The sequence below is a fragment of the Caballeronia sp. genome, from assembly GCF_028292365.1.
GTDB lineage: Bacteria > Pseudomonadota > Gammaproteobacteria > Burkholderiales > Burkholderiaceae > Caballeronia.
Genome location: NZ_JAQGMM010000408.1, coordinates 1 through 25,247 on the forward strand (window position 1 = coordinate 1; position 25,247 = coordinate 25,247).

Here is a 25,247-nt window from a genome sequence, read left to right on the forward strand (position 1 = left end):
AGCTCTTCTTCAGAGGCATCCTCAATCCCGATCAGGTGATTGTCCGCAGACCGGTGAGACGCAAGTAACTCGTTGAGTTTCAGGTGAAGCGCCACGCTGTCCTTGTTCTGGCTTTGCTGGATCAGGAACACCATGATGAACGTGACAATAGTCGTCCCGGTATTGATCACCAGCTGCCAGTTTTCCGAGTAGTGGAAAATCGGCCCGGTTACGGCCCAGACCACAATGCTGATGACCGCAAGGCCGAACGCCACAGGGGAGCCGGTCCAGCGGGTCACGGCGCTCGCGAAGATATCGAAGGCGCGGGTAACAGGGTGACGGGTCGCGTAAGCGGGACTCGATGTGTCAGGGACGGTGCCCAGCGCGTCAGTTGACGATTGCAATGGGGGCAATGGGTGCGAAGTTTCCTTTCGCATGGCTTTCTCCGGGCTATGCTTGTTTCGTGTCACCAGACCACGAGCAAAAATCATTCCGGATACGCAGATGTGCGGAGTGTCGTCTCGCAATTGGTAACGTGACGTAATGTGATTTCGCAAGGGGCAGGCGCGTCCCTGCGCCTCTGTCACGCAGGCGTCAGTGTCCCTCGCTATCCAGACGTCGGCTGGCACCTCGATCGGCAGCAGGGCTAGCCAGAAGCCTGCGTTCCCGGTTGCCGGCCACGACCGTGGCGGCCGATATATAGACCCGGCCTTCAGGACGCAAGCGATTCGACGACCGCCCTCGCACGGGTCGCTTTTGCCATGTGAAGCGGAAGATCCGCATCACGATATTGCGCATGACGATAGCAGTCATGGGAAACAGATAGAACCACGCAATCAGGATGATCGGCCCGCGCATGACGAGGAAAAGCGTGACTAGCGAGGTGAGGTACAGGCCGCATTCCAGCCCATAGGGACGAGCTTGGCGAACGCGGCTGTAGATCCGATAGACGCCCCGTGTCAGGCAAAGGTAGCCAAGGTTGTATAGCAGGATGCCGTACATGCCGGAGTCCGAGATCCGGTCGAAAAGGAAATCGAAGTACATCGGCATGCCGACGATCTTATCGTCGTAGAGGATGGCGGAGACGTCGTAGATTGGCTTGTTAGGGAAGAGCGCGCGCGGGGTGAACGAGCTGACCAGTTGCATGAACCACGAACCGTTATGGTAAAGGTGGTGATCGATGATGTACTGGAGGTACCTGAGATAGTCCGCGGTCGCGTCGCTGTGGGCGAAGTAGTTGCTGTTCTCGGCCGCCGCCCCAATGCCGGGCAGTCCACGGGTGTCCGAGGTCATGGCTGTAATGAGCGACATGCCCATCTGCTTTTGCCAGTCCGCAAGGAGCGAGATGGCCGCGACCAGGGCCAGTAACACAGCGGTCCGGCCTGAAATAACGCGCCAGTTCAAGCGCGGCACCGCAGCTAGCGCAGCGAGGCAGGTGATGGCGATCGGGGCCAGCATGGTGGTCCGGTTCGCGGCACTCGATGAAAAGACTGCGCTCGTATAAATACACATTAACGCGACCAGGCCCCAGCGACCACGCTGGGCGTACGACGCCTGGATCGTTGCGAACGTGACTACCATGAATGAACCCAGGACGGAGGCAAGGGGTATGTCGGACGACTCGAGTTGCACAATGACGGCGTACGCAAGGCTCACCACGATGAAAAATAACAGCCTTAGTGCACCGGTTTTGCTTTCGCGTCCAGCTTTGCGTTTCATGGCTTTCTGACGTGGATCTCCGACGCCGACTTTATCCTTCCAGAAGAGCAGCACCAACATGGTCGAGAGGACTACGCCGTACCCATACATGGTAAGTGCGCCGTTGTACTGCTGCAGCAGCGCGCCGGAATTCTGCGCTAGCAGCGCGACGCCATAGCAGTGGTTAAAACTCCATACTGTTATTGAGAACAGATACACGATCCGGTAGTCGAGCAGGCCACGATAGCGTGGCATGACGGCCAGCAGAAAGCTTAGCGGAAAAATCAAGCTGAGCTGAGCACCCCACGCCGGGTCGGTCCATAACAGCCAAAGCAGACCCGTTCCAATCAGCATCGGAATCATGGGTACAGAGCCGAGTCCCGTTACTCCTACTCCCGTGGCGCGTGTCATGGGTAAAGATGCCGGCATAGGCGTGTCAGTCCCGAATCGGTTCATGTCATGTTCCACGAACGCCACGATGGCAGATCACCCGCGAGGCGCCCATCACTGTTCGTGCTTCCGCTCAGGCGGCTCACTCGGGTAGCTCGCTCAGGCAACACCAACGCGTGCCCGAGTGCGGAATGCAGTCGGTGACATGTTGAGTCGTTTGCGAAAGACCTTGGCTAGCCGTGCACCGCTGCCCATGCCGCTGCGACGGGCGATCTTGTCGATCGGCAGATCGCTTTCCTTGAGCAACTGGCAAGTACGGTTCAATCTCGTGCACAGCAAGTACTCGGAAGGTGTCACGCCCATCTCCTCCCGGAACCGTCGCAGGAAGTTGCGCTCGCTCATTGCTACGGCCCGGGCGGCATCGGCAACGGAGATCAGGCGATCACAGTTCGCCGCCAGCCATTTTGCGGAAGCAAGAATCTTCTCGTTGCCTCTTGAAGCAGGAACTGGGGACTCCAGATGAATCTGGCCGGTTCCGTCATTGAACTGGAAGCGCGCCGTCCAGGGTTGAGCAGGTGCAGAGTCGACGTGGGCGCTAGTTACCGTCGATGCACTTGCCGGCGCTTCATGCGGTTCCGGGCCGTACTGCGTGACGGACGTCGGGTGAGGACCGGTTCGAGGCGCGAGCAGTAGCCGCACGTTATAGTTACGGCCATCTGCTCCTTCCAGCGACGGGATCTCACTGACCACGTGCAGCACGCCGGTGATCGTATCCGGCACGTTGTCCGAAGTGCCATGCCCGAAGTCCTGGAAAAACACGATGCCGACTTGTGCGGTCGCAGGGTTCCAGTTGTGACTTGGCGCACTCTCGCCGAGACCCAACAGGTGCAGATTGCGTTCAGCGTCGCCCATACAGCCTCCTTAACAGAAGGGATTGCTTTTTTTCGTGGCGGTGGGAACCTGCCGCACCGCGCCCAAATACGATCGATCGGCCCTGGCTGACTTTTTTATTTCCCTAATGGACTGACTTATATCGACCATAGGGAAGGCTGGATTTTTCCTTATCAAAAGACAATTGACATGAGTGTCTTTAAATCGAAATTATATTGATGCAGGAATTAAAATAACAAGTGCTTACTGCTGCCCGCAAACGTTGTCCTGAAGTCACCAATGCAACTGCTGGATGAAAACAATATCAGTTGTAAATCCAGCTATAAAAATCAGAAAATTATTTATTAATTTTCAACTGTGCGGTACCGCACATTCGATCGAACGTTTCTCTTTGCGTCCGGCTTTCCGATACCATCCAGGCACGCCCCGATGAGACAAACATGAACGTTCGCGATGGCTCATTTCGACTCCGCACGGTTGGGCGAGCGGCGCATGATGGCTGTAATACCGTTGCCATCATGTCCGTAACACAATCTCACTGCTGTATCTCATACGATCATTACGGAAACGCGAAATGCCCAGACCTCCACCATCGGGACGTTCCGCTGAGTTAGTTTGACGCGACGACGTTTCGAACCACCGCGTCGTCAAACGACAAGTGGCGAAATCGCAGGAATTGAGCAACCCGTCATTGCGGCTAATAGTACATCTTTAAAATTAAGTCAGACTAAGTGAATGGAATTTAACAACACTTTCGATGTGCCGATGACAAAATTACCAGCATATTTTTGCTACTTAATCTTAATAAGATTAAGAAAACGATAAGGATATGGACTTGGGAATCGTGACTGAAGAAGCGTGTCGCGGTAGATGCGACATTAAGACTTGTCAGGTTGGTCTTCAGGCAGATGAAGCACGCGACAAGGCAAGCCAGTCTATTCCCGACACATTCGCGTTGCTGCTCGTCGCCCTTATCCAGCCGAGCACGCCCTCGCCAATGCCGGGCACCGGCCGTCCATGCCCCGACGCTGAATTCCATACGAAGTCGCCCTGTGTCCACGTGCCGCGAGCCGGCATGGACGGCGCCGAGAAGGTCGGCACAGCGACCACGGGCACAATATAGAGGGCACCCGAAGGGCCAAAGAGCACGTTGCCAAGCGCTGCCACCAGGTATTGGCTGGAAGACGGGCGGGCGGTCAGCTCAACACGAGCGAAGGCGGCTCTTGCCGGCGGCACAATATGTTGTGAGTAGATCGTGGACGTGCGTGCATTCTGGATAAAGCCATAACCGTTAGTCGGCGATACGCCGCCAAGCAGGAAAACGCCGGCGTTCACACCTTCGCCAATGCGGCGTTTGCTTGCGTCATGAAACGTGACCTGCACGCCGACATCGCCGCCGGCTGGCACCGCGGCCGCTCTCAACTGCACGAATACGTCTGCGGAAAAATCATAGCAAGTGGTCGGGTCGACGGGAATGAACCACGCCATGGAGTTCGCTGTGTCGAGCGATGCGCCATAAAGCCATCGGCCGCCGCGCTGAACGGGCGAGGCGAAACCGATGAGGCTCTCTGCATCGAAGGAATCGTCCGACAGGTATGAAACAGGAAGATGCCGCACTCCGATCGCGGACGCGTAATCAGACACCAGGCTGGGTGCACATTCCGTGCGCGCGGACAGCGCAAACGTTTCATGTCCGCATATCACCGCCGCTACGCCGGTAATATTCCGAAGGCTATAGAGACGATGATCGAACGCCGCGCTGGTGTTAGCCGCCGGGTTTGTAGTCGCGTCGGGCTGCTGCACCGCGGAGCTTAGCGTAAGTTGTTTATCGAAGCATCCACGTCCGATATCCAGTCCATCGATATCAACGGTAGTACCCAGTCCGCCGATGTTGATCAGATCGACAACGCCCTTATAGGCGACATCGGCGACCACGTTTTCGCCGTTGCATTTTCGAATGCGCAAGACTCCCTGCGTAGTAGTTAGCATCGCGATCCCGCCCATCAGGTAACAATGGTCCAGGTAGATGTTGGAGCCTCCTGAGTCGCACTGTTCGTGAATGGCATAGGTGTGCTGCTGTGCGACCGAGGGAGCCGACAGGAGTGAGTTGCTGAACTGGATGTCGCCGGCGTTGTTTAGTTGCAGGGTGTAAAGCGCATGGTCGTTTGCGTTTTCGAACGAGCACGTGTCGAATTCAATGTTGACGCTTTGTTGCCTGGCCGCCTCGAATGCGAAGCACTGGCTCAGCAGCCTCTGCCCGCCGCTATCGAGCGCCGCCAAAGGATCAAGGCTTCCGTCTGAGAATTCGATAACCTCCGAGTGAAATACGCAATTGCGCAATTGCATCTGCGCAAAGTCCACCGTCATGGCGGTTCCACCGGTCGGTGGATCGATCTCGAAGCCGTGTTTGCCCGACCTTGAGAATCGGCAAGCTACGCCGCCTGAAAAGCACACGCCGGCATATCGGATATCTACTTCCTCCAGAACATTCCGCCAGAACGTCCCGTTACCGAGCACACCATAGAACGGCGTATGGTAAGCATCCCCAAGGTACTTCCGGCCGCCCACCAGTGCGAGTCGCCTGAGGCCGACAAAGCCCTGGAGAAAGATCATGGGTTTTTTTGCGCTCGACATCGGCACGCGGCTGGCCCAGAGCAGGTAGGTGGAGTGCGGGCCGTCGCCGGTCAGCGTGATCGCGGTCACGTTGTTTGCAAGGTCCTTTCCGTTCGGGCTGTACTTGTGCGATAGCTCTAGCGTCTCCGTGATCAGGTAGCAGCCGGCAGGTGCGTAGACGCTCCTGCCCGTATCGAACGCGTGCGAGATGGCCGCCCTGAAGGCCGCGGTGTCGTCCGCACGGCCGTCCCCCCTGGCGCCGAACTGCATGACATTGATGTGCTCTTTGGCTTGAATGCAAAGCACCTCGGCAGGTGTCGGAGGAAACGCCCGCGCGTTGACTTTCGCTGTGGGCAGCTCAGGCTTGTGAGTGTCGGGCGTGTTATTTGCCGCGAAATGATCGGGCGCCGCTCGCTTCGTGGGCGCCTGGGCTGCGCTTGTCATGCTTAGCGCGCAGCCTGCGAGGCATGCCCTTAGGGTGTCTCTTCTCGATGGCAACTCAGGATCTCCGTTGGGCCTTCGGCGAAAATGATTAAGCAAGACGAATTAAAATTGGCTGCGAGGAATGGCTCTTCAGAACGTGTTTCGTTCTCGCGATGACGCTCAAGCATATCGCTTAAGCCGGTTGCTATCGAGATGACAAATGGTACCGGCTGTTCCTCACGCGCCAACATCTTGTCCACATCGGTCAAGCCGGTTGCGCCATCAATTCGGCTGCGTATGATCTGAAGCGTCAAACCAGCCCAGAGGATTCGAATGTAATGAATGCGGGTGCATGCAGGGGCATGCCTTGCGTTAGCGATCAGTAGTCCGCATTGAAAAAGTCATTCAGGAACGCACCCGGGAAATGATCCTATGAATCAGGCTTCAGAAAACATTCCAATGGACTCGACGAATGGCAACGACTTTCATATCGGTGACTACTTTGCTTTCGTGCTTCGAAACTGGCGCATCATCGCTGCAATAACGTTCGCAGTTTTGGTAGTCGGTCTCGCCTACGCTTGCTTTGCACCGCCGGTCTATCGCGCCGATGCAAGTATCCAGGTGGAAGCAGACGGCCCGGATAATCGCGAGCAGGTCGGCCAATTGCAGGAGATCTTCGACTCGAGGGCCAAGACAACCGCAGACACGGAAATGGAGTTGATGCGCTCGCGCCTCGTCATCACGGCGGCCGTGCGCAAGTTAAACCTGGATATTCAGGCCGCTCCGCGCTACTTTCCTGTGGTTGGCGCATGGTGGGCTTTGCATCATCCGGTAGACCAGCCGGCAGATCCGGTGCTCGGACTGTCGCAATACTCGTGGGGCGGCGCAACAATAAGCGTGTCGCGTTTCGATGTCGCGCCCGCTCTTGAGGGAAAGGAATTTTTCGTCGTCGCGGGAAATAACGGATCGTTTGAGCTTGTCGATCCGGACGGTGGCGTTCTCGCTCGCGGTAAGGTGGGTGAGAACGTGTCGGCCATGAGCGCCAGGGGACGCGTTGAACTAAACGTGGGTCAGCTTCAGGCACGAGCCGGAACGGAATTCAAATTGACCCGCGCGTCTGAATTGCAGACGATCACGGACCTCCAGGAGGCGCTGTTCATCACGGAAAGAATCAAGCAATCCGGTCTCGTATCGGTGTCGCTTGATGGACGTGATCCGAAGCGTCTGGCGCAGATCGTCAATGCGGTCGCTAACGAATATGTAGCCCAGAACGTCAACAGAATGTCGGCTGAGGCGGAGCACTCGTTAGCGTTCCTCGAGCAGCAGTTACCTGTGTTGCGCGATGAGCTCGAAGCGTCTGAGCAGCGGTATAACGCGTTCCGAAATGAAAAAGGCACCGTCGATCTTAGCGAAGAAGGACGTTTGTTATTGCAGCAAATAGTCGATAACAAGTCCAAGACGATATTGCTCGAGCAGCGCCGTGCCGATGCGGCGCAACGTTTCCAGCCGTCGCATGAAGCGGTCGCCACGTTCGATGCCCAAATAGCATTGCTCACCCGGGAGTTGGGCGTGTTGACCAAGCGCGTGGCCGCGCTTCCGGACACGGAGCAGAGCGCGCTGCGTTTGTCGCGTGACGTTCGGGTCAATACAGAGCTCTATACGAACTTGCTGAATAGTGCGCAGCAGCTAAGGGTTATCAAGGCCGGGAGGATCGGTGGCGTGCGGCTGGTCGACAGCGCCGTAGTGCCGGAAAGGCCGGTCGCACCAAACCGGCGGTTCGTGGTGTCGGCAACGGTCTTGCTGGGAGTGGTGCTTGGTATTGCCGTGGCGCGGGTGCGTGCAGCGATTAACCAGCGTGTAGAGAGGTCGGTAGAAATAGAGCGGGTCTCCGGTATTCCGGTTTATGCCGTGGTGCCTCACAGTGCTCGGCAGTTGCATATGCAGCGGCGCTTGCGGCGCGGCCGGGACGGTGCACGGGTGCTGGCGCTCGAAGCGCCCCAGGACGTAGCGGTAGAGAGCCTGCGGGTGCTCCGGACAGCGCTGCAGGGGCTGGCTCTTAGCGCCAGCAACAATATAGTAATGATCACGGGAACGCGACCCGATGCCGGGAAGTCGTTCCTGTCAGTTAATTTCGCGGCGGTCTCGGCGGTCGCGGGACGGCGTGTGTTATTGATCGACGCGGACATGCGATGCGGCAACCTGCACACCTATTTCGGACGTGGTTGTGAAACGGGCTTCGCCAACGCGCTTACAGGCACGGATGCAAGGGGACTAGTCGTGCACGACGTGATGCCCGGTGTGGATTTTTTGCCAAGAGGGGTGCCTATTGCGGCACCCGACGAACTGTTATTGGGGGATCGCGCTCAGGCCATCCTGGCGCAATTCTCCCGTGAGTACGACGTGGTCATAGTCGATACACCGCCGTTGCTTGCGGTAACTGACACCGCACTACTGTGCAAATGCGCGTCCACTACCTTGCTGGTCGTGAGGTATGAACAGCATTCGGCCGAGGAAATTGCGGAAGCGGGCAAGCGCCTGGGGCACGTCGGCGCGGCACTAAGCGGCATTCTTGTGACGGATGTTCCGAACGGGGCGTTCGCGTATAAGTCCGGTTACAGCAAGTATTACAAATGGGACGACGCGCATGCGGTTTAGCCGCACCTGACCATACCTCCTTTCATCCGAAGCATTGCTCGCAAGAGGTTTTCAATGAATAGAACGGTTGCCTTGATCACGGGCATTACCGGCCAGGATGGCTCATATCTCGCTCAGCTTCTGCTCGACAAAGGGTATGAGGTTCACGGGATCAAGCGCCGCACCTCGCTGTTCAATACCGATCGCATTGACCACCTTTATCAAGGACCCTATGTAGCGGACCGTCGGCTCGTCCTGCATCACGGTGACATGACTGATTCGATGAGCCTATTGAGCATCATCCAGCGTGTGCAGCCGGACGAAATCTACAATCTCGCGGCTCAGAGTCACGTTGCAGTATCGTTCGAGGAGCCTGAATACACTGCGAATGTAGACGGAGTGGGTACCGTGCGGATTCTCGAGGCCATCCGCACGCTTGGAATGCAGAGCAAGACGCGCTTTTATCAGGCGTCGAGTTCGGAACTGTTTGGTCTGGTAGAGGAGACGCCGCAAAGCGAAACGACGCGGTTTTATCCGAGAAGCCCGTATGCCGTGGCAAAGTTGTATGCCTACTGGATTACGGTGAATTATCGGGAAGCGTACGGTATCTACGCGTGCAACGGCATCCTGTTCAATCACGAATCACCCGTGCGCGGTGAGACCTTTGTTACCCGCAAGATAACACGCGCGCTAGCGCGGATTGCGGTCGGAAGCCAGGACTGTCTGCATCTCGGGAACCTCTCGGCTTTGCGGGATTGGGGGCACGCGAAGGACTATGTAGAGATGCAATGGCTCATGTTGCAACAGCCTGAGGCGCAGGACTTCGTTATTGCCACAGGCATTCAATACAGCGTGCGTGAGTTCGTGTCGGCCGCGGCGGCTGAGCTTGGCATCACCATGCGGTTCGAGAAAAGTGGCTCCGACGAGGTAGGGGTTGTCGAGAAGGTGTCAGGAAAGCAGTTGCGCGTGCAGCGCGGCGACGTGATCGTGCGCGTCGATCCGGCCTACTTCCGGCCGACCGAAGTCGAAAACCTGATGGGCGACGCGACCAAAGCGCATAAGCAGCTAGGCTGGTCGCCAAGCACGTCGTTCGAGACGCTCGTCAAAGAAATGGTGCAAAGCGACTACCAGGTAGCAAAGAGGGATGCGCTTGTCACGCTCGCCGGGTTCAAGGCGTTCGCCTATAACGAATAAATTCGGGGTCTTTTTTAGTAGGTGCTCGCCGCGTGAAAACGTGAACGGCGGTTCGTGACGCGGACCGCGCCCGCAGCCGGAAAGACACTCGGTCACTGGAACGGGCTGTCCTCCCGTCTAATCGATGGTGCCTTGACAACATGAATCGAACGCTTCATAGGATTTCGCTCGGCCTGGGGGCGAATGCTTTCGGGCAGATCGTTACTGTCGCCATCCAGTTGATTTCGTTACCGGCCTTCCTGCATTTCTGGCCCCTCTCGCGTTATGGCGAGTGGCTGTTGCTTGCCGCGATCCCTGCGTATCTGTCGGCGGTGGACATCGGCATCCTGTCGGTTGGTATGAACCGCATGGCGATCCTCGCAGCAATGGGCGACATCAAGGCTGCGGAACGGATTTTCCAGAGCCTGCTGTGCTTCGCAACGGCGGTGATCCTGGTAGTAGCTTGTGTGGTGCTTCCGACTATATGGTTCATTCATGTCGGCGATTGGGGCACGAACTTCGAGCACAGATTGACCTTGTCCCTGTTGGTGATTGCCGACCTTGCGTGTATTTACACGGGCCTGTTCGAAGCGGTGTTTCGCGTATGCGACCGCTATGCGCTGGGCGTCGTGGCCCTGAACTTCGCGCGGCTCGCGGAGTGGCTTGGCAGCCTTGTCGGGCTGGTGATGGGAGGCACGCTCGTCGATGTTGGATTGGGGCTGCTGGCCGGACGCCTGATTGCGACGGCGTCTACTTGCATCTACCAGATCTACCGTTACCCGAATTACCGGTGGAGTTTTCGTGGCGCAAGCAAGGCTGAGCTTGTCAGCATGGTCGCTCCTGGCTTGTCGTTCCTGGCTTTGCCGGCAGCCAACGCACTCAGTATCCAGGGCATGGTGATCCTGATTGGCACCATGTTCGGAACACCGGCTTTGGCTGTGTTCAGCGCTTATCGGACGCTGTCGAGGATTGCCTTCCAGTTAATCAACATGCTTAGCCGGGTTTTGTGGCCGGAGTTCTCCAAGCGATTCGGAGAAAAGGCTTACGGGACCATGCACGAGTTGTGTCGCTACGGCACTCTTGCGACGGTAGTGGCTTCGTTAGGCGGCGCGGCCGTACTCTATTTTATCGGGCCGCTTTTGCTGCATTGGTGGACGCACGGGAAGATCGTCTACATTCCCGGACTTTTCAATATTCTCCTGGTCGTCACTGCGTTCTCAGGGTCCTATCAGGTTGGCTTGATCCTGCTCGCTGCAGTCAACAAGCTCGCTGGCCTGTCCATCGTATATATCAGCGCGTCCTTGCTAAGTGTCGGTGCGTCGTATCTCGCCGGCAAGCGTTTTGGGATCGACGGAGCAACCGCCGCCATGATTCTTACTGAGGTTGTGATGATCTGCACATGCTACTTCTACGTCAGGGGATTCTTCGATGAACACACTCCCAGGCGGACACCATCGCTAGCCCCGCAGTGAACGCGCGGCACGATGTGCGAACAGACAATCCCGATTGCCAGGCGGCGTCGATATGCCGGAGTCCGCGATGTATAAGGTGATCATTTCGAATGGCGTCTTCCGCTTCCACCTTGTAACGGCTGCCGTCGAAGCGGTCAGGCGCGGAACGCTGGCGCTTTTCCTGACCGGTGCGTATCCGAAAGGTTGGCTTGCGAAAGTGTTGGAAAGGAAGATTGGGCTTGCCTCGCCGGGGATGCTGCGCTTCATGGACAGAGCAAATCCGGAGTTGGAGGAGCGCCAGGTCAGGCCGCTTTGGATTCCGGAGATTCTTATTCAGGGGGGCGTGGCCTCAGTTCGGGTGCTTCGTCTGCATCGGGCCAATGAATGGTTACAAGGCGTGGGGCTGTGGACTTACGGCTGGCTTGCGTGCCGTTCGATCAAGAGGAGCGACGCCGATATTTACCACTATCGAGCTGGCTACGGGGGACGATCAGTACTACTTGCAAAAAGCAGAGGAATGTTGTGCCTATGTGATCACTCGGTCGTGAGCCCGCTTGTGTTTGATTTCATGGTCCATAACCAAGGGCGGATTCCGGGGCGCGAGGCGATTGCCGGGACACGGCTTTCGCCGGCCTGGAAACAGGTGTTGGCGGACATAGAAGCCGCCGATCATATTCTCGCCAACTCCGAACTGGTCAAGACGACATTGGCATGTCACCAGATAGGACGCGAGCGTGTCAGTGTGATCTATCAGGGTCTTGACGACAAATTTGCTGAAGGTGTCCCTTCTGGGCCGCATACGGAGCCTCGCGCCAGGAATCACATCCTGTTTGCAGGCGAGGTCTCCCGAAGAAAGGGTTTTGATTTCGTCATTCAAGCTCTCGAAGCTATTCCTCAGTCGGATTGGGTACTGACTGTTGCCGGTGGTATCGACGAAGTCACGGCGAAGGAATACGAACCGTTCCTGAAGAGAGGCAACGTGCGCCAGGTCGGATTTGTTTCGAGACAAATATTGGCAGTACTTATGGAAAAGACACAGATATTCATTTTCCCGTCGCTTGCGGAAGGATCGGCCCGAGTGGTGTTCGAGGCGCTTGCATGCGGCTGTTACGTGATTACAACGCCGAACGCCGGGAGCGTGGTCGAGGATGGACGCCACGGCGCCGTGGTGCCGCCGGGCAACACGGAAGCGCTGCGGGCTGCAATTGCATCGGCTTTGAGAAACCCTGAACTTGTATCGGAGATGGGGATGCGCAACCGGGACTTCGTGCGCCTTCACTACAGCCAGTCTGCGTACGGCGATCAGTTGGACGCACTGTACCGGGGGCTCTTGACGAATCGTGGGCCGTCAGCAGTCCGACGTGGCGAAAAAGCGGCTCCGCATCACCACCCGTTATCTAGCGACCGGGTCTGATTCGGCATCCGGGTATTTTTTGGCAGTCCTTTATAGGTTCTCAAGAGAAAGGAGGGGAACATGAGCAAGATATCGGTCGTGACCATTTCTTATAACCAGGGAAAATATCTGCGCCGGTGCATCGACTCGGTACTCTCTCAACGAGATGTCGAAGTGGAGATGATTGTTGTCGACCCGGGGAGTAAGGACGACAGCCGTTCAATCATAAGTTCATACGGAGACCACGTGATTCCTGTGTTCGAGTCCGATACCGGCCCCGCAGACGGCTTGAATCACGGTTTTAGCCGGGCGACCGGGCAGATTTACTACTTCGTTAACGCCGACGACTTCCTGCTTCCAGATGCATTGAGTTTTGTCGACCACTTCTTTAGTCGCGAGCGTGAGGTCGACGTGTTGCATGGGGGCGGATACGTAGCTGACCAGCACGACAAACTGGTCAGACGTTATTATCCGTCGCTGTTCGGAACGCGGCTTTTTGCCTACGGCGCAATCAATCTCTTCCAGCAGGGATTTTTCTTCCGCTCAGGTGTCTATCGTGCGTCGGGAGGCTTCAACGAAAATAACAGGGTGTGCTGGGACGGAGAGTTATTCCTGCAATTCAAATTGCACGGATCGCGCTTTTATGGCGTGTCACGGCCGCTGGCCGCATTTCGTCGCTACCAGGAAACGATTACGGGTGGGCCATCTTACAGACGTAACCTGGATGTCGAGTACAGTCGGCTGTTCGCGGACGCAATGGGCCGCGCAAGGAAGCCCTACGACAGAAGGCTCGGTCAGGCGCTATGGGGTGCCAAGCAACTCACGATAATTTTTATTCTGCTGCGCTCATGGGTCCGCGGTTACGCCTAGTGCCCGAAGTTTGTTTTGGAAAACGTTGAAGCATATCTTCGTAAACACCGGCGGATAGATGCGGGTTTTAGACGGATGTTACTGCGCCTTACGGAATACCATCTAGTTAGCTTTGGCTGGCGACGCGGCCACGCAGAGTGCGTGGGCTGAGTGCCACGCTTTGCGCCGGGTCGTGCTCATGCCTTGGAGCCGCTTGCTCGCTTCAGCCCGGTTCCGGTTCAAGGGGCAGCTCTGGATCGCCTCGGGAGGATCGGCGGAACCGGTTTCGATGGAGCAAGGCTGTGGCTTGCCTTTGGGATGTCGATATGGATTTTCCTTGCGGAAATGCATTATGAAAATTGCCTATGTGACGCCATATGACTCAAACGACCCTAACGCGTGGTCAGGCGCCGGCTACCAGATACCCAGAGCGCTTGCGGACGCCGGGGCGGAAATTGTCTACATAGGGGGCTTGCGCAAGATGCCCAGTGCGGCGGGGCTCGCAAGGGGTGTCGCTGCGAAAATGGCTGGCAAACTTCACCAGCTTGAACGCGAGCCGTCCGTCATGCGGAGCTATTCGGCGCAGATCGGCCGGCGCCTGCAAGGGATGCAGGTCGACGCGGTCGTCTCGCCCGGCACGATAGCGGTCGCATTTCTCGAGACGACGGTTCCCAAGATCGTCTGGACTGATGCGACCTTCGGCGCGATTGTTGATTATTACCCTGAGTTTCGGAAGATGACGCGCCGAAACCGGCAGGACGGAGACTCGCTTGAACGTCAGGCATTGAGCTCGTGTGACCTCGCGGTTTACAACTCTGAGTGGGCTGCAGAGTCCGCTATTTCCCGTTACGGGGTGAGCCCGTCGCAGGTCAAAACAATTCCCTTCGGCTCGAATTTCCATAGCGGGCTCCTTGCGTCGGACATCGGTGAACTGGCGTTGAAAAGGCAAGCGGCTAAATCCGTTGACTTGCTCTTCGTCGGGACTGCGTGGATTCGCAAGGGTGGCGACTTCGCTTTGGCGGTGACCGAAAAGCTGATCGAAAGAGGGGTTGCCGCGCATCTGACCATTATTGGCGCTGCTCCCGGCGCTAATAAGCCATGGGCTACTGAACACGGCTTTCTCTCTCAGGCCAACGAGCCGGAAGCAAGGGTCATCAGGGATTGCTTCACGAATGCCGCCTTTCTTATTCACCCGGCGATTGCGGAGTGCAATGCGAACGTCTTTTCCGAGGCCTGTTCTTTTGGCGTGCCAGTCCTGGCTAACAGGACCGGTGGAATACCGACATCGATTCGTTGCGGGGAAAACGGCCACCTGTTCGACCTTGGCGAATCGCCTGAGAGATGGGCCGATTATATTGTGGATACTTTGCGTGACCAGGAGCGCTATGCCAGCTTATGTGCAGGCGCGTTCCGGCAATTCAGCACGCGCCTGCAGTGGCCCGTTGCCGGCGCCAGCATGCTTAGGGCGATCGAAGGCGTCGTCAGGGCCGGCAGGTGTCAGGATGAATATGTCGGAGAGTACTTCGCGATGGCGCGCTGACGCCACGTTGTCGTCAACTGAATCAAGTTAATACCACGCCCTCAGGCGGGAGCGAAGTGATGAGTATCGGGGTCTTGCTCACCTTAGTGCGCACATTCGTGTCTTGCGGGGCGGCGCGTTTGCTCGGCAAAGGCATGACGGGGGAAAACGGAACAAGACCATCGGCTCGCGCATGTATAACGTGCGCGATTATGCTTCGGGCATTGAATCCACTACGGGTCCAATGCCGCGATGCATCGCTTTCGTTAGGGGTTGTTCATGCGAAATGAACGTTATCCGCTGACGCTCAGAGGATGGATGCTGATCGAACAAAAGATCTCGAAGCGAGTGAGCGACGCTTCGCTAATTGCGAAACCCGCGCAAGCAGATCTGTATGTTTTGTACAACGGCAAGTCCGGAACAGCGGCGCTCTGGAAGATTCTGATTGCAGGTGCTACGCCGCACATTCAGGTTGTTTGGTTGTCACCGCAAGATAGACAAATTCGCTTGCTAAGCGAATCGCGTGTGGCGATTCCCGACAAATTATTCTTTTGTGCCTCCCTACGCCTGTGCATCGGGCGGCGAGAGAGCCTTCTTTCCAGAGCGCGAGAGCGCCTGAAAGATATGAGCTCGGTACCTGCTGCACCGCAGGAGATCGTGATGGAACGCGGGACGGTCTCTGCACGCAATGTGATCGGTTTTGCTGTTCGTCACCTAAGCTATCGAGCGGCCAGGAAAGTGTCGGGGCTGCTTTATAGAAACGACCACTGGATGATCGCAGTGGCAGATCGAACAAGCGCCGACAATGCAGTCGATACAGTGCAGTCGTTATGGTGTGAGTTGCCGGGTTCTGTCGATCGCTTTCGGGCCGATCCGTTCGTGTGGCACGACCGGGCGGGACAGTACCACCTGTTCTTTGAAGAGCTGTCCTATAGCGACAACCGCGGGGTGATCAGTCACGTCTTGATCGATCGGAAAACTCACCGTTGGACGGGTGATCCACAAATGGTCTTGAGTCGGCCCTATCACCTTTCGTATCCGTTCATATTCGAATACGAAGGCGACATGTTCATGATTCCGGAAACATCGGAAAACAGGACGGTAGAAGTGTATAGGGCCACTCAATTTCCGGACTGTTGGGTGCTTCATAAAACGATAATGACCGACGTTATTGCCGCCGACACGACGCTTTATCAAGAGGGACAAACCTGGTGGATGTGGACGAGTCTCGCCCGCGAGGGTGAACCTAACTACGACGAGTTGTCGGTCTACTTCGCAGCCAGTCCCTTCGGACCCTGGACCAGTCATCCGATGAATCCGGTCGTATCGGATTGTCGATGTGCACGCATGGCCGGCAGGCCTTTCATAGATAAGGATAACAAACTGATTCGACCGGCACAGAATTGCGAGAAAGAGTACGGCGCCTCATTGCTTTTCTGCGAAGTAGTCAAATTGACCAAAACGAGCTATTCAGAGCGCGTGGTCGGTACCCGCATGCCTCCGAGGGGATACCAGGGCACACACACGTGGAATGCGATGGGGGATATAACCGTGATGGATTTGAGACGCCATGTCCACCGGTGGATCGGGACGGATCGGCCCGGGCCGCAGATTGGAGGAGCAAGGAATGAAGATCGCGATCTTGTGCTTCGGGAGACCGGGCAGAGGCGGGATGGAGACAGTGATACGGCGGGTAGTCGTGGAGATGACGCGGCAGGGGCATGAGGCAAAGCTGTTCCTGATAGGCGGATCCCAACACGAGGAGTGGCTTGCCGGTTTGACACATCGCTCGATAGGACGTCCGACGGACAGGAGATGGCATCGCCATATCAAGTACGCAACGCTCTTCCCTGCGTCGGTATTGAGCTTCAGTCCAGATGTACTGATCTGCGCCGATGGCGCGGCACTTCGGCTCGCGTGGCTTATCAGACGGCCGTTCCTGTCCGCAACGCCTATCGGGTCATGGTTTCACCAGCTAGTGTCGAAGTCGCACGACCGTTCATTGCGGTTGGCGGATTTCCATCTTTGCATCAATGGTGCGAATCATGCGCACCTTATAGATAACGCTGATTTTAGCCAACGTAAGTCATATCTTGTGTATAACCCCGTGGAGACCGAACACAGGGAGCCGCTCATAGCGAGGCCAGATGAGCAGGCTCACTTCATGTACGTGGGTCGGCTGATCTACGACGGTCCAAAGAGCGTACGCGAGTTTATCTGCGCGCTGGGTGACGTTCCCGGAAACTGGGTCGCATCGATCATCGGTGACGGCGAGGATCGGGAAAGACTGTTGGCGCTTGCCAAGGAGCTGTCGATCAATGACAGAATTATCTGGGCGGGATGGCAGGACCACCCTTGGGAATCGGTTGCACCCGTTTCGGCTCTCGTACTTACATCGGAGTCCGAGGGATTTCCGACGGTCCTCACCGAGGCTATGTCGAGGGGCGTTACGTGCGTCAGCTCTGACTGCCAGGGCGTGCTGGATATCATGCAGGAAGGCGTGAATGGTTGGGTCTATCCCGTTGGTAACACCGGCGCTTTGTCTGACATTCTCGCTGAGATCGTGAGTGGAGAACGGCAGTTGCCTGATGCGGCTACCGTGCGTGCGTCGGTGTCGCGCTTCGCGTCTGGCTGCGTGGTCAGGTCGATCACGAACGCGTGCGAAGCAGAGGTCGTGCGTCGAGGGGGCACACCGATGCGCGCGATCGGCGCTAATCCGAGATAAATGAAGCGGGCTCTTGTTCGGCGGGATGGCGATGTCGTTGGTGCGCCGGCGGTCGGCGGCCTGCCGGAAGACGAGGACGAACGGGTCGCGCAACTGGGTGTCGCGGCTGTCATGGCGATGCAACTTCCGGAAGGGCCGCCAGTTGCGTGACCGGAGACAGAACGATTACCCCTAACTGGATTGCAAAAGCGACGGTCGACATCAGCAGGCACGCGCTCACGCCGGTCTGCGTTGCGAGCGCGGCGCCGAGCAACGCGCCGACCGGACGCGCTCCATAGGTCGAGGTGCTCATGATGGCCGACACTCTGCCGAGCATGGCGTGGGGTGTGATCGCCTGACGCACCGTGGTTGAACCAATCGTCCATAGCACTGGACCGGCACCGAGCAAAAAGAAGCTCACGCAGGCCATCCATACCTGCGGAAAAAACAATGTTGCGCTCATCAGCACCGATGCCAGGAACCCGCACATAGGGCCGATCACGAGTGTCCGGCCAAAGGAAAGCCGCCTTGACACTTCCGGTCCCGCCAGCGCACCGGCCACCATGCCGGCACCATAGGCCGCCAGGCTCACGCCGATCACCCATGACGACATATGCAGGTGGTGCGCCGCGTAAGCAACGTAGACCGCCTGCAATACGAAATAGCCCAGGTTAAAGAAAACTGCGGTGAGAAGAATGGGGCGAAGCAGCGGATCGCGAAATACGAACGCGGCGCCCTCGCGGACCTCGGCGAGGAAATGCCTGCTGGTTCTGGGCAGATGCACCGAGACGGGCAGTGCGCGCAGCAGCACAACGGCGAAGGCCGACAGTATGGTCGCTAACGCGTAAGCCCAACCCGCGCCCACGGAGCCCACGATGACCCCGCCTATCGCGGGCCCGGCGGAATACGCGACGCTTCTGGCCAACTCAATGCGGCCATTGGCTGCCGGCAGTGCATCGCGAGGCACGAGGGAGGGAATGAGCGAAGGCGCCGCCACGCTGTAGGCGACCGTACCCGCCGCGCCGATAAAACCGCAGACAGCAAGCATCGGCAGTGTGAGGAGATGGGCTCCGATCAGCACGAGGATCGTGATCATCGCCAGCACGCGAACCGCTTCTGCGCTCGCCATCAGTCCGCGTCTGGAGTGACGGTCGGCATAGACGCCCATCGGCAACGAGAGCAGCAGAAAGGGCAATGTCTGGGCGGTTTGCAGCAAGCCGGTTTGCGCGGCGCTTGCGCCTAGCAGGAACACTGCAACAAGCGGTGCGGCGGCAAGACTGATCTGCTCGGCGGACTGCGCCAGCAGATTTGACCAGGCTAATCGATGGAATGCGCACGGCAGGTTAATGCGCTGATTGCGCTCGTTTTGCGAAGAATGCATGACGTGGGGCTCCTTGGGAGGCGGCCCAATCATCATGGCGTGCAGAGGCGCACGATGCGCCCCGGATCTTGCGCTTACGTTCAGCTGCATTCATACGCGAACGGTTTCGTCACGGACGATTAATAGTAGTCGTCTTTCACGTGACGCCGTATCGCTAACATCGTCACTGTATTGCTATCGTCAATTTCGAATAGCGCTACATATCCGGATCGCCCGAAAGGGATAATCAGCTCTCGCAGAAAGGGGAGGTTTGGCTGCGCCTTTCGACAGGTAAAGGGGGAGGCACGAAGCGTGGCGATGCCGCCGTAGATTGCGAGAAGTGCACGCTCGGCGAGTGATACGTCCAGCGTATCGCGTGTGAGGATGAAGTCGTAAAGTCGTTCGAGATCTTCTGCGGCACCACCTGTAAAGCGTATGTCGAACGTCATCGGCGCGTCTTGTCCCGGGCCTTTGCTGCGTCTAGCCGTTTACCCAAGCGAGAAAGCACCTCCTCTGCCGAAATGTAGTCGCCGCTACGCTTAGCGTCGTCACGAGACGCAAGTCCTCGAGCGACGAACTCACTATGATGCTGGCGACGCAGGATATTCTCGCGGATCGCCTGCTCGACAAAACCGGAGAGGCTCTCACCTTCCTGCAAGACGCTTTCGGCGGCCTCGCGCAATTCTGGCTCGACCCGCACTGACGGGAAAGTCGCTGTTTTCATGATTCACGCTCCATGCATCGCAATTGCGCTACATTGTCGTGTGTTTTAGAAATGAACGCAAGCGAATCCAATCAATGGCTGCGCCGGATCAGGCGGCTTTGATGTCCCGAGCGTGCTGTCGATGCAAAAAGCGCCACGTAGACTGACATGTCCGCGTGGCGCTCCTTGTGTTTGCATCTGCCCTACATTACCGGACGTTCGCTAGCGCTGCGATCTTGCGGATGGTATCGGCGCAAGCAGTGGCGGCCTCCACGCCCTTCACGACGAAATGTTCGCGGAAGAACTTCGTGTGTTCTTCGCCCGAGTGAAAGTGATGCGGTGTCAATACAGCGGACAAGACCGGCGTGCCCGTTTCCAGTTGCACTTGCATCAAGCCGTTGATGACAGCCTGCGCCACGAATTCGTGCCGGTAGATACCGCCATCGACCACGAGACCCGCGGCAACAATAGCCGCGTAGCCGCCACGTTGAGCGAGCAGCTTCGCGTGCAGCGGGATTTCGAAGGCGCCGGCGACTTCGTAGAGATCGATGTCATCGCGGCTGAATCCTTGTGCCTGGATGGCACTGAGGAACGACGCTTTGCATTGGTCGACAATGTCGCGATGCCAGCACGATTGAATGAACGCGATGCGCGCACGCGGCTTGGCGGCCGTGCTAACGGCGGGATTACTTTCGAGAGTAGTTGTGAGCGTCATAAATGTAAGCCTGTTTGTGTGAACAGGGCGAAGGAAGGCATGTTTCCTCTAACGCAAATGCTTTCGCGCGAGCGGACACATGCCATCCCGTTCTCTTTCATCCGGACTATGACCGTCGGCCCCGGGATCAAACCGGGTCTGCTGACCTTTGTGTTTCGCCATGCCCTCAGGGAAAACTCAAGGAACATTCAAGGCAAAACACAAAGCGCTCGCGGGCTACGCGCAGAAGCTGTGCGCGATTACCGCCGGTGGGGAGTTTCACCCCGCCCCGAGAACTCGTTCTTAGTGAACGGAACGTAAATTATCACGATTATTAAAAGTACGCCGTACCTGGCTGAGTATTCAACGATGGCGATGGGGTTTCTTCCGAACCATCTCGCCCACGACGGGCACTCGTTAAGCCTTCCCGCGCCACGGCACCAACCGTCGCTCCAGCGCGCGCATACCGAGATCGAAAGTCCACGCGATCAAGCCAATCAACACGATCCCCATCACCACGACATCGGTTCTGAGAAAGCTCGACGCGTTCAGCACCATCTGCCCGAGTCCCGCCGTTGCCGCCACCATCTCGGCCGCGACGAGCGTGGTCCAGCCAAACCCGATAGCGATCCGCAAGCCCGTCAGGATCTCGGGCAACGCGGCCGGCAGCACGACAAACCGCACGACCTGTGCAAAGCTTCCGCCAAGCGAATACGCTGCGTTCACCTGCTCGGCGGTCGCGCTCCGGGCGCCGGCCCGCGCAGCCATCGCGATCGGCGCGAAGCAGGCGAGATAGATCACGATCAGCTTCGCGGTTTCATCGATACCGAACCAGATCACGACCAGCGGCAAATACGCGAGCGGCGGCAGCGGCCGGTAAAACTCCAGCGGCGGATCGAGCAGCCCCCGCGCAATGCGGCTCACTCCCATCAGGATGCCGACAGGCACGGCCGTCACGCTCGCCAATGCGAACGCGCCGAACACGCGAATGGCGCTCCACAGCAAATGCTCGGACAGCGGCAAGCCGCCTTGAATACGGCCATTCCACGCGTCAATGAATGCGCTCCACACCGCTTGGGGTGAAGGCAGGAAAAGCGGCGCCACCCAATGAAATGACGTTGCTGCCCACCAAAGCACGGCAATGGCTGCGATCGACAGCACACTCAAGGCAGCGGTCGGACCTTCGCCCGGAAGACCGCGCCGTGGTTTGCGTTTTTGCTTAGGTCGCGACATGGCGGCGGCGGGCGGCAACGAGTCGATCGAACTCATCAGATCACCTCCTGCAGCGTAGCGTGGGACCCGCCATGCAGTCGTCGAACCAGCCGCTCGCGCCACTCGATAAACTCGGGCGATGACTTCACTGCGCGGGCATCGCGGGATTCAAGAAACTGCCGCGCAAACGGCAAAGTGTGGCTTTCGGCGATACGGCCGGGACCCGGTGTCATCAAGACCAGCCGCGTGGCGAGGAACAACGCTTCCTCCACGCTATGCGTGATGAAGAAAATGGTCTTGCGGGTGCGGCCCCAGACATCGAGCACGAGTTCCTGCATGGTCTCGCGAGTCAGTGCGTCGAGCGCGCCCATGGGTTCATCCATCAGTAACACCTGAGGATCGCTGGCAAGCGCGCGTGCAATCCCCACGCGTTGCTGCATGCCGCCCGAGAGCGCATAGACCCGCGCGTTCGCGTGTTTTTCCAGGCCGACCAGGGCCAGTGTTTCGCGCGCAATCTCACGACGCCGCGTCCGGCCCACACCCTGGAAACGAAGCCCGAGCGCGACGTTGTCGATCACATCGAGCCACGGCATCAATGCGTATTTCTGAAAGACAACACCGCGTTCGGCACCGGGTCCAATGATCGGCTCGCCGTTCAGCCGCGCCTCGCCGGCGGTCGGATCGATAAAGCCTGCGAGGCAGTTCAGCAGTGTCGTCTTGCCGCATCCGGAGGCACCGAGCGTGACCACGAACTCGCCGCTGTCAATCTGCAGATCGACGCCCTCCAGAGCGGCCGTTGTCGCGCCTTCATAGGTCACGCCGAGGCCGCGAATGTCCAGCGTGCTCATCGCGATGCTTGCTGTACGAAGCGTGGGTCAACGCCAACCGAATAGTCGGGCAGCAGGTTCTGGATCGTGCCCTGCGTCTTCAGGAAGGCCGCTGTTGCCGCCAGCGACTTCGCCGCGCCCGACTGAGCACCACCGCCGAGCCAGGCCGGTGAAGCCTGCTCGGTGAGGGTCGGGAACGCATAAAGCGCGAGACTCGCAGGTACGTCGGCAGCGGTCGCGCCCGATTCCTGCGCCACGCCTTCGACTTCCTTCGACCCGGCTGTCCAGGCGGATTTGTTGTTCCGATATTGCGCGTCGGTCGCAGCGAGAACCTTGACGAGGCCCGTCACAAACGCTTCGTTATCCTGGGCAAATTTTCGGCTAACGGCGAAACCGTCGAAGGTCGCCTTGCCGGTTTCCTTCGCGACTTCCCCCGATGTAATCAGCACCTTGCCGTTCTTCTTGACCTTCGCCAGCACCGGATCCCAGATATAGGTGGCGTCAATATCGCCGCGTTCCCATGCCGCAGCCACCTCAGGTGGCCGCAGGTTCAGGATCTTCACCGTCGACGGATCGACGCCGGCATTTTGCAACGCGACAAGTGCATGGAAGTGCGAGGTGGAGACGAACGGCAGGCCGATCTTCTTGCCCTTGAGATCGCTTATCTTCGTCACACCGGAGCCGTCGCGGGCAACGAGTGCTTCGGCGTCGTTGATGTTGTCGAGAATCCAGAACAGGGAGATGTCCACGCCCTGCGAGAGGCCGGCCGCGATCGGGCTGGATCCGGCTTCACCCAGCTGAATTGACCCGGATGCGAGCGCGCGGATCACGTCGGCGCCGCTGCCAAGCTTGCGATACGTCACCTTATAGCCCGTCGCTTTTTCCACTGCACCGCTCACTTGAGCGTAGCGCCAGGGCACAACCATGTCCTGGTAACCGATCACGACTTCGCGCGACTGCGCGTGAGCGGCGCTGGCGACCACGGCGAAAAGTGCAACGCCGGCGCACGCGCGGAGAGAGGAGAAAAAGCGTTTCATCGAAAGCCCCGGTTCAAGTGTGTCTCGTGGAAGGGTTTCGACTATAAGCAATCCGCGCTCAAGCGGTTAGAAGCATTCGTGCGTTGCAAATGACGTTGTTCAAGCGTTGCTTTTCACGTTGCGTTGCACGCTTCGTTGGAAGGTTCGAGCCCGCGCTTCATGCAGCCCTCAGACGTTTTTCGAACGTGCGCGTGAGCCACGAAATGGGATAGCAGTAGGCGAAGAAGATCACAAGAGTCGCGACATAAGTCAGCACCGTAAAGCTGCTGCGCGCGACCGTGCTGCTGGCGATCTGCGCGGTGTCCAGCAGGTCATGAATGCCGACCAGTGATGACAGCGCGGTCCCCATGGTGATGATGGCGTACACGTTCATCCATGGCGGCAACATACGGCGTACGCATTGCGGCACGACTATTTTCAGCAGAATCTGCCAACGAGAAAATGCAAGCGAGGCCGCCGCTTCCCACTGCGCTGAAGGGATGGAAGACACCGCGCCGCGAAACACTTCCGCAATGTTCGCGCTTGCCGGCAGAGCGAGGCCGAGCATGACCTTGAGCCAGTCGGGAAACGGCACGGCGGCGCCGAACACATGGATCTCGAACGGAAATACATAGGTGGTGAAGTAGATCAACACGAGCCACGGCGCGTTGCGGAAAGCGACAATCCACACTCTCGCCAGCTTCCCCGCGAATGATTTCGACATCGCGAGCGCACCCGCGAGCAGACCGATCAACGTTCCTAGAAAGATTGCGCCGATACTGATCAGCACGTTCATCGCAAAGCCGTGGGCCAGAGCCGGAGCCCATTCCACGAGGCGTGCCAGCGTCTCGCCGCGGGAGCCGGTATCAGGCGCGAGTGACCACAATACGGCTCCCGTTGCGAGCACGCCGAGCACGCCATAGAGGCTGGGCGGCAAGCGGTTGACCGCGAGCTTGCCCGCGGTGGAAGCGGAATCAGTAGCCATAACCGGGAATCCTGTAACGGCGTTCGAGCCAGCGGCCGGCGAGCGTGACCAGCCAGGTGAGCACGCCGAAGAACGCGAGAATCAGCAGCATCAACGCGAGCACGTTGTCGCGCTGGGTCCAGATCATGATGGACTGGTAGGTGACGTCGCCCACCGCGATGGCCGATGCCACCGCCGACGCTTTCACCAGTTCCACCATGTTGTTGACAAGTGCAGGCAGCGCCGCGCGCAACGCGAGCGGCAGCTCGATGCGCCAGAAACGCGTGGCGCGGCTGATACCGAGCGAGGCCGCACCTTCTAGCGTTTGAGAAGGCAGTGCGTCAAATCCGGCCCGCAGCGCTTCGGCGTGAAATGCCGCCTTATGCAGCGACAACACAAGTACGACCCAGAAGAAAGGCTTGAACGGGTTATCGATACCGCGCGCATGCAGCCACTGCGTAATCAGCATGTTCAGCACGAGAAACGCGCAGTACAGCTGCACCAGCGTGGGCGTATTGCGGGTGACTTCAATGAAACCGCGCGCCAGCCCGGAGATCAACCGGTTGCGGCCGCGCAATGCGAGCAGCAGCACGAGCCCTGCAACGGCACTGGCGGTCATGGTAAAAACAATGATCTCGATGCTTATACCCAAGCCCTGCACAAACGGCACGCGCTCGTAGTCGTCGAGCAGGAAGCGGTAGTCGAGCCCAATACGCGCTGTCGCCGTGATGAAGCCGTGCAGCAGCGTGTCCAT

22 protein-coding genes and 1 riboswitch are annotated in these 25,247 nt (G+C 58.1%); of the genes, 9 read left to right on the top strand and 13 right to left on the bottom strand.

The window, feature by feature from the left end; all coding sequences use genetic code 11:
- The 4 genes from JWR14_RS24355 to JWR14_RS24370 all read right to left on the bottom strand — a co-directional run.
- Window positions 1–416: low affinity iron permease family protein (locus JWR14_RS24355; protein ID WP_299713230.1), on the bottom strand; the 416-nt coding region annotated here is incomplete at its 3' end.
- Window positions 417–573: 157 nt separating this feature from the next.
- The gene (locus JWR14_RS24360) at window positions 574–2,133 is read right to left on the bottom strand and encodes a hypothetical protein (protein ID WP_299713233.1); all 1,560 of its coding nucleotides are present in this window, start codon (window positions 2,131–2,133) and stop codon (window positions 574–576) included.
- Window positions 2,134–2,226: 93 nt separating this feature from the next.
- On the bottom strand, window positions 2,227–2,979 hold the full coding sequence (locus tag JWR14_RS24365; RefSeq protein WP_299713236.1) for a helix-turn-helix domain-containing protein: 753 nt from the start codon (window positions 2,977–2,979) through the stop codon (window positions 2,227–2,229).
- 879 nt (window positions 2,980–3,858) lie between these two features.
- Window positions 3,859–6,015, bottom strand: coding sequence for a glycosyl hydrolase family 28-related protein (locus JWR14_RS24370; RefSeq protein WP_299713239.1), 2,157 nt, complete (start codon window positions 6,013–6,015; stop codon window positions 3,859–3,861).
- A 411-nt stretch (window positions 6,016–6,426) separates the two neighbouring features.
- Here JWR14_RS24370 and JWR14_RS24375 point away from each other — a divergent pair, with 411 nt between their 5' ends.
- From JWR14_RS24375 to JWR14_RS24415, 9 genes are all read left to right on the top strand, one after another.
- Window positions 6,427–8,649 (top strand): GNVR domain-containing protein, encoded by a 2,223-nt coding sequence (locus JWR14_RS24375; RefSeq protein WP_299713242.1) that lies wholly within the window; start codon window positions 6,427–6,429, stop codon window positions 8,647–8,649.
- A 54-nt stretch (window positions 8,650–8,703) separates the two neighbouring features.
- A complete protein-coding gene (gmd, locus tag JWR14_RS24380) occupies window positions 8,704–9,822 on the top strand; it encodes a GDP-mannose 4,6-dehydratase (RefSeq protein WP_299713245.1) in 1,119 nt (372 codons plus the stop codon).
- 140 nt (window positions 9,823–9,962) lie between these two features.
- Window positions 9,963–11,273, top strand: coding sequence for a lipopolysaccharide biosynthesis protein (locus tag JWR14_RS24385; protein WP_299713248.1), 1,311 nt, complete (start codon window positions 9,963–9,965; stop codon window positions 11,271–11,273).
- Between the two features lie 67 nt (window positions 11,274–11,340).
- Entirely contained in the window at window positions 11,341–12,666 is a 1,326-nt protein-coding gene (locus JWR14_RS24390; RefSeq protein ID WP_299713251.1) for a glycosyltransferase, read from the top strand.
- 60 nt (window positions 12,667–12,726) lie between these two features.
- Complete coding sequence (locus JWR14_RS24395) at window positions 12,727–13,515, top strand: glycosyltransferase family 2 protein (RefSeq protein WP_299713253.1); 789 nt, start codon at window positions 12,727–12,729, stop codon at window positions 13,513–13,515.
- A gap of 331 nt (window positions 13,516–13,846) precedes the next feature.
- Window positions 13,847–15,034 carry a glycosyltransferase family 4 protein gene (locus JWR14_RS24400; protein WP_299713255.1) on the top strand — a complete coding sequence of 396 codons (1,188 nt, stop codon included), beginning with the start codon at window positions 13,847–13,849 and terminating at the stop codon, window positions 15,032–15,034.
- A 258-nt stretch (window positions 15,035–15,292) separates the two neighbouring features.
- Window positions 15,293–16,738: a hypothetical protein gene (locus JWR14_RS24405; protein WP_299713257.1), complete on the top strand. Its 1,446-nt coding sequence runs from the start codon at window positions 15,293–15,295 to the stop codon at window positions 16,736–16,738.
- Window positions 16,719–17,738: a glycosyltransferase gene (locus JWR14_RS24410; protein WP_299713332.1), complete on the top strand. Its 1,020-nt coding sequence runs from the start codon at window positions 16,719–16,721 to the stop codon at window positions 17,736–17,738. Before JWR14_RS24405 ends, JWR14_RS24410 begins: the two co-directional genes overlap by 20 nt.
- The gene (locus JWR14_RS24415) at window positions 17,739–17,888 is read left to right on the top strand and encodes a hypothetical protein (protein WP_299713259.1); all 150 of its coding nucleotides are present in this window, start codon (window positions 17,739–17,741) and stop codon (window positions 17,886–17,888) included.
- Here the strand turns inward: JWR14_RS24415 and JWR14_RS24420 are convergent.
- The 9 genes from JWR14_RS24420 to JWR14_RS24460 form a co-directional block, all read right to left on the bottom strand.
- Window positions 17,848–19,098, bottom strand: coding sequence for an MFS transporter (locus tag JWR14_RS24420; protein WP_299713261.1), 1,251 nt, complete (start codon window positions 19,096–19,098; stop codon window positions 17,848–17,850). The two genes, JWR14_RS24415 and JWR14_RS24420, sit on opposite strands and share 41 nt — an antisense overlap.
- 119 nt (window positions 19,099–19,217) lie before the next feature.
- Window positions 19,218–19,526 (bottom strand): type II toxin-antitoxin system RelE/ParE family toxin, encoded by a 309-nt coding sequence (locus tag JWR14_RS24425; RefSeq protein WP_299713264.1) that lies wholly within the window; start codon window positions 19,524–19,526, stop codon window positions 19,218–19,220.
- Complete coding sequence (locus JWR14_RS24430; protein WP_299713267.1) at window positions 19,523–19,801, bottom strand: YlcI/YnfO family protein; 279 nt, start codon at window positions 19,799–19,801, stop codon at window positions 19,523–19,525. The genes JWR14_RS24425 and JWR14_RS24430 overlap by 4 nt, the downstream gene beginning before the upstream one ends.
- A gap of 187 nt (window positions 19,802–19,988) precedes the next feature.
- The gene (locus JWR14_RS24435; RefSeq protein WP_299713270.1) at window positions 19,989–20,495 is read right to left on the bottom strand and encodes a 6,7-dimethyl-8-ribityllumazine synthase; all 507 of its coding nucleotides are present in this window, start codon (window positions 20,493–20,495) and stop codon (window positions 19,989–19,991) included.
- 85 nt (window positions 20,496–20,580) lie between these two features.
- Window positions 20,581–20,775: riboswitch (FMN riboswitch) on the bottom strand.
- 116 nt (window positions 20,776–20,891) lie between these two features.
- Window positions 20,892–21,707 carry an ABC transporter permease subunit gene (locus JWR14_RS24440; protein ID WP_299713335.1) on the bottom strand — a complete coding sequence of 272 codons (816 nt, stop codon included), beginning with the start codon at window positions 21,705–21,707 and terminating at the stop codon, window positions 20,892–20,894.
- Between the two features lie 35 nt (window positions 21,708–21,742).
- Window positions 21,743–22,534 carry an ATP-binding cassette domain-containing protein gene (locus JWR14_RS24445; protein WP_299713273.1) on the bottom strand — a complete coding sequence of 264 codons (792 nt, stop codon included), beginning with the start codon at window positions 22,532–22,534 and terminating at the stop codon, window positions 21,743–21,745.
- A complete protein-coding gene (tauA, locus tag JWR14_RS24450; protein WP_299713276.1) occupies window positions 22,531–23,550 on the bottom strand; it encodes a taurine ABC transporter substrate-binding protein in 1,020 nt (339 codons plus the stop codon). The genes JWR14_RS24445 and tauA overlap by 4 nt, the downstream gene beginning before the upstream one ends.
- Before the next feature lie 157 nt (window positions 23,551–23,707).
- Window positions 23,708–24,514 carry an amino acid ABC transporter permease gene (locus JWR14_RS24455; RefSeq protein ID WP_299713279.1) on the bottom strand — a complete coding sequence of 269 codons (807 nt, stop codon included), beginning with the start codon at window positions 24,512–24,514 and terminating at the stop codon, window positions 23,708–23,710.
- Window positions 24,504–25,247, bottom strand: a complete 744-nt coding sequence (locus JWR14_RS24460; protein ID WP_299713282.1) for an ABC transporter permease subunit — start codon at window positions 25,245–25,247, stop codon at window positions 24,504–24,506. Before JWR14_RS24460 ends, JWR14_RS24455 begins: the two co-directional genes overlap by 11 nt.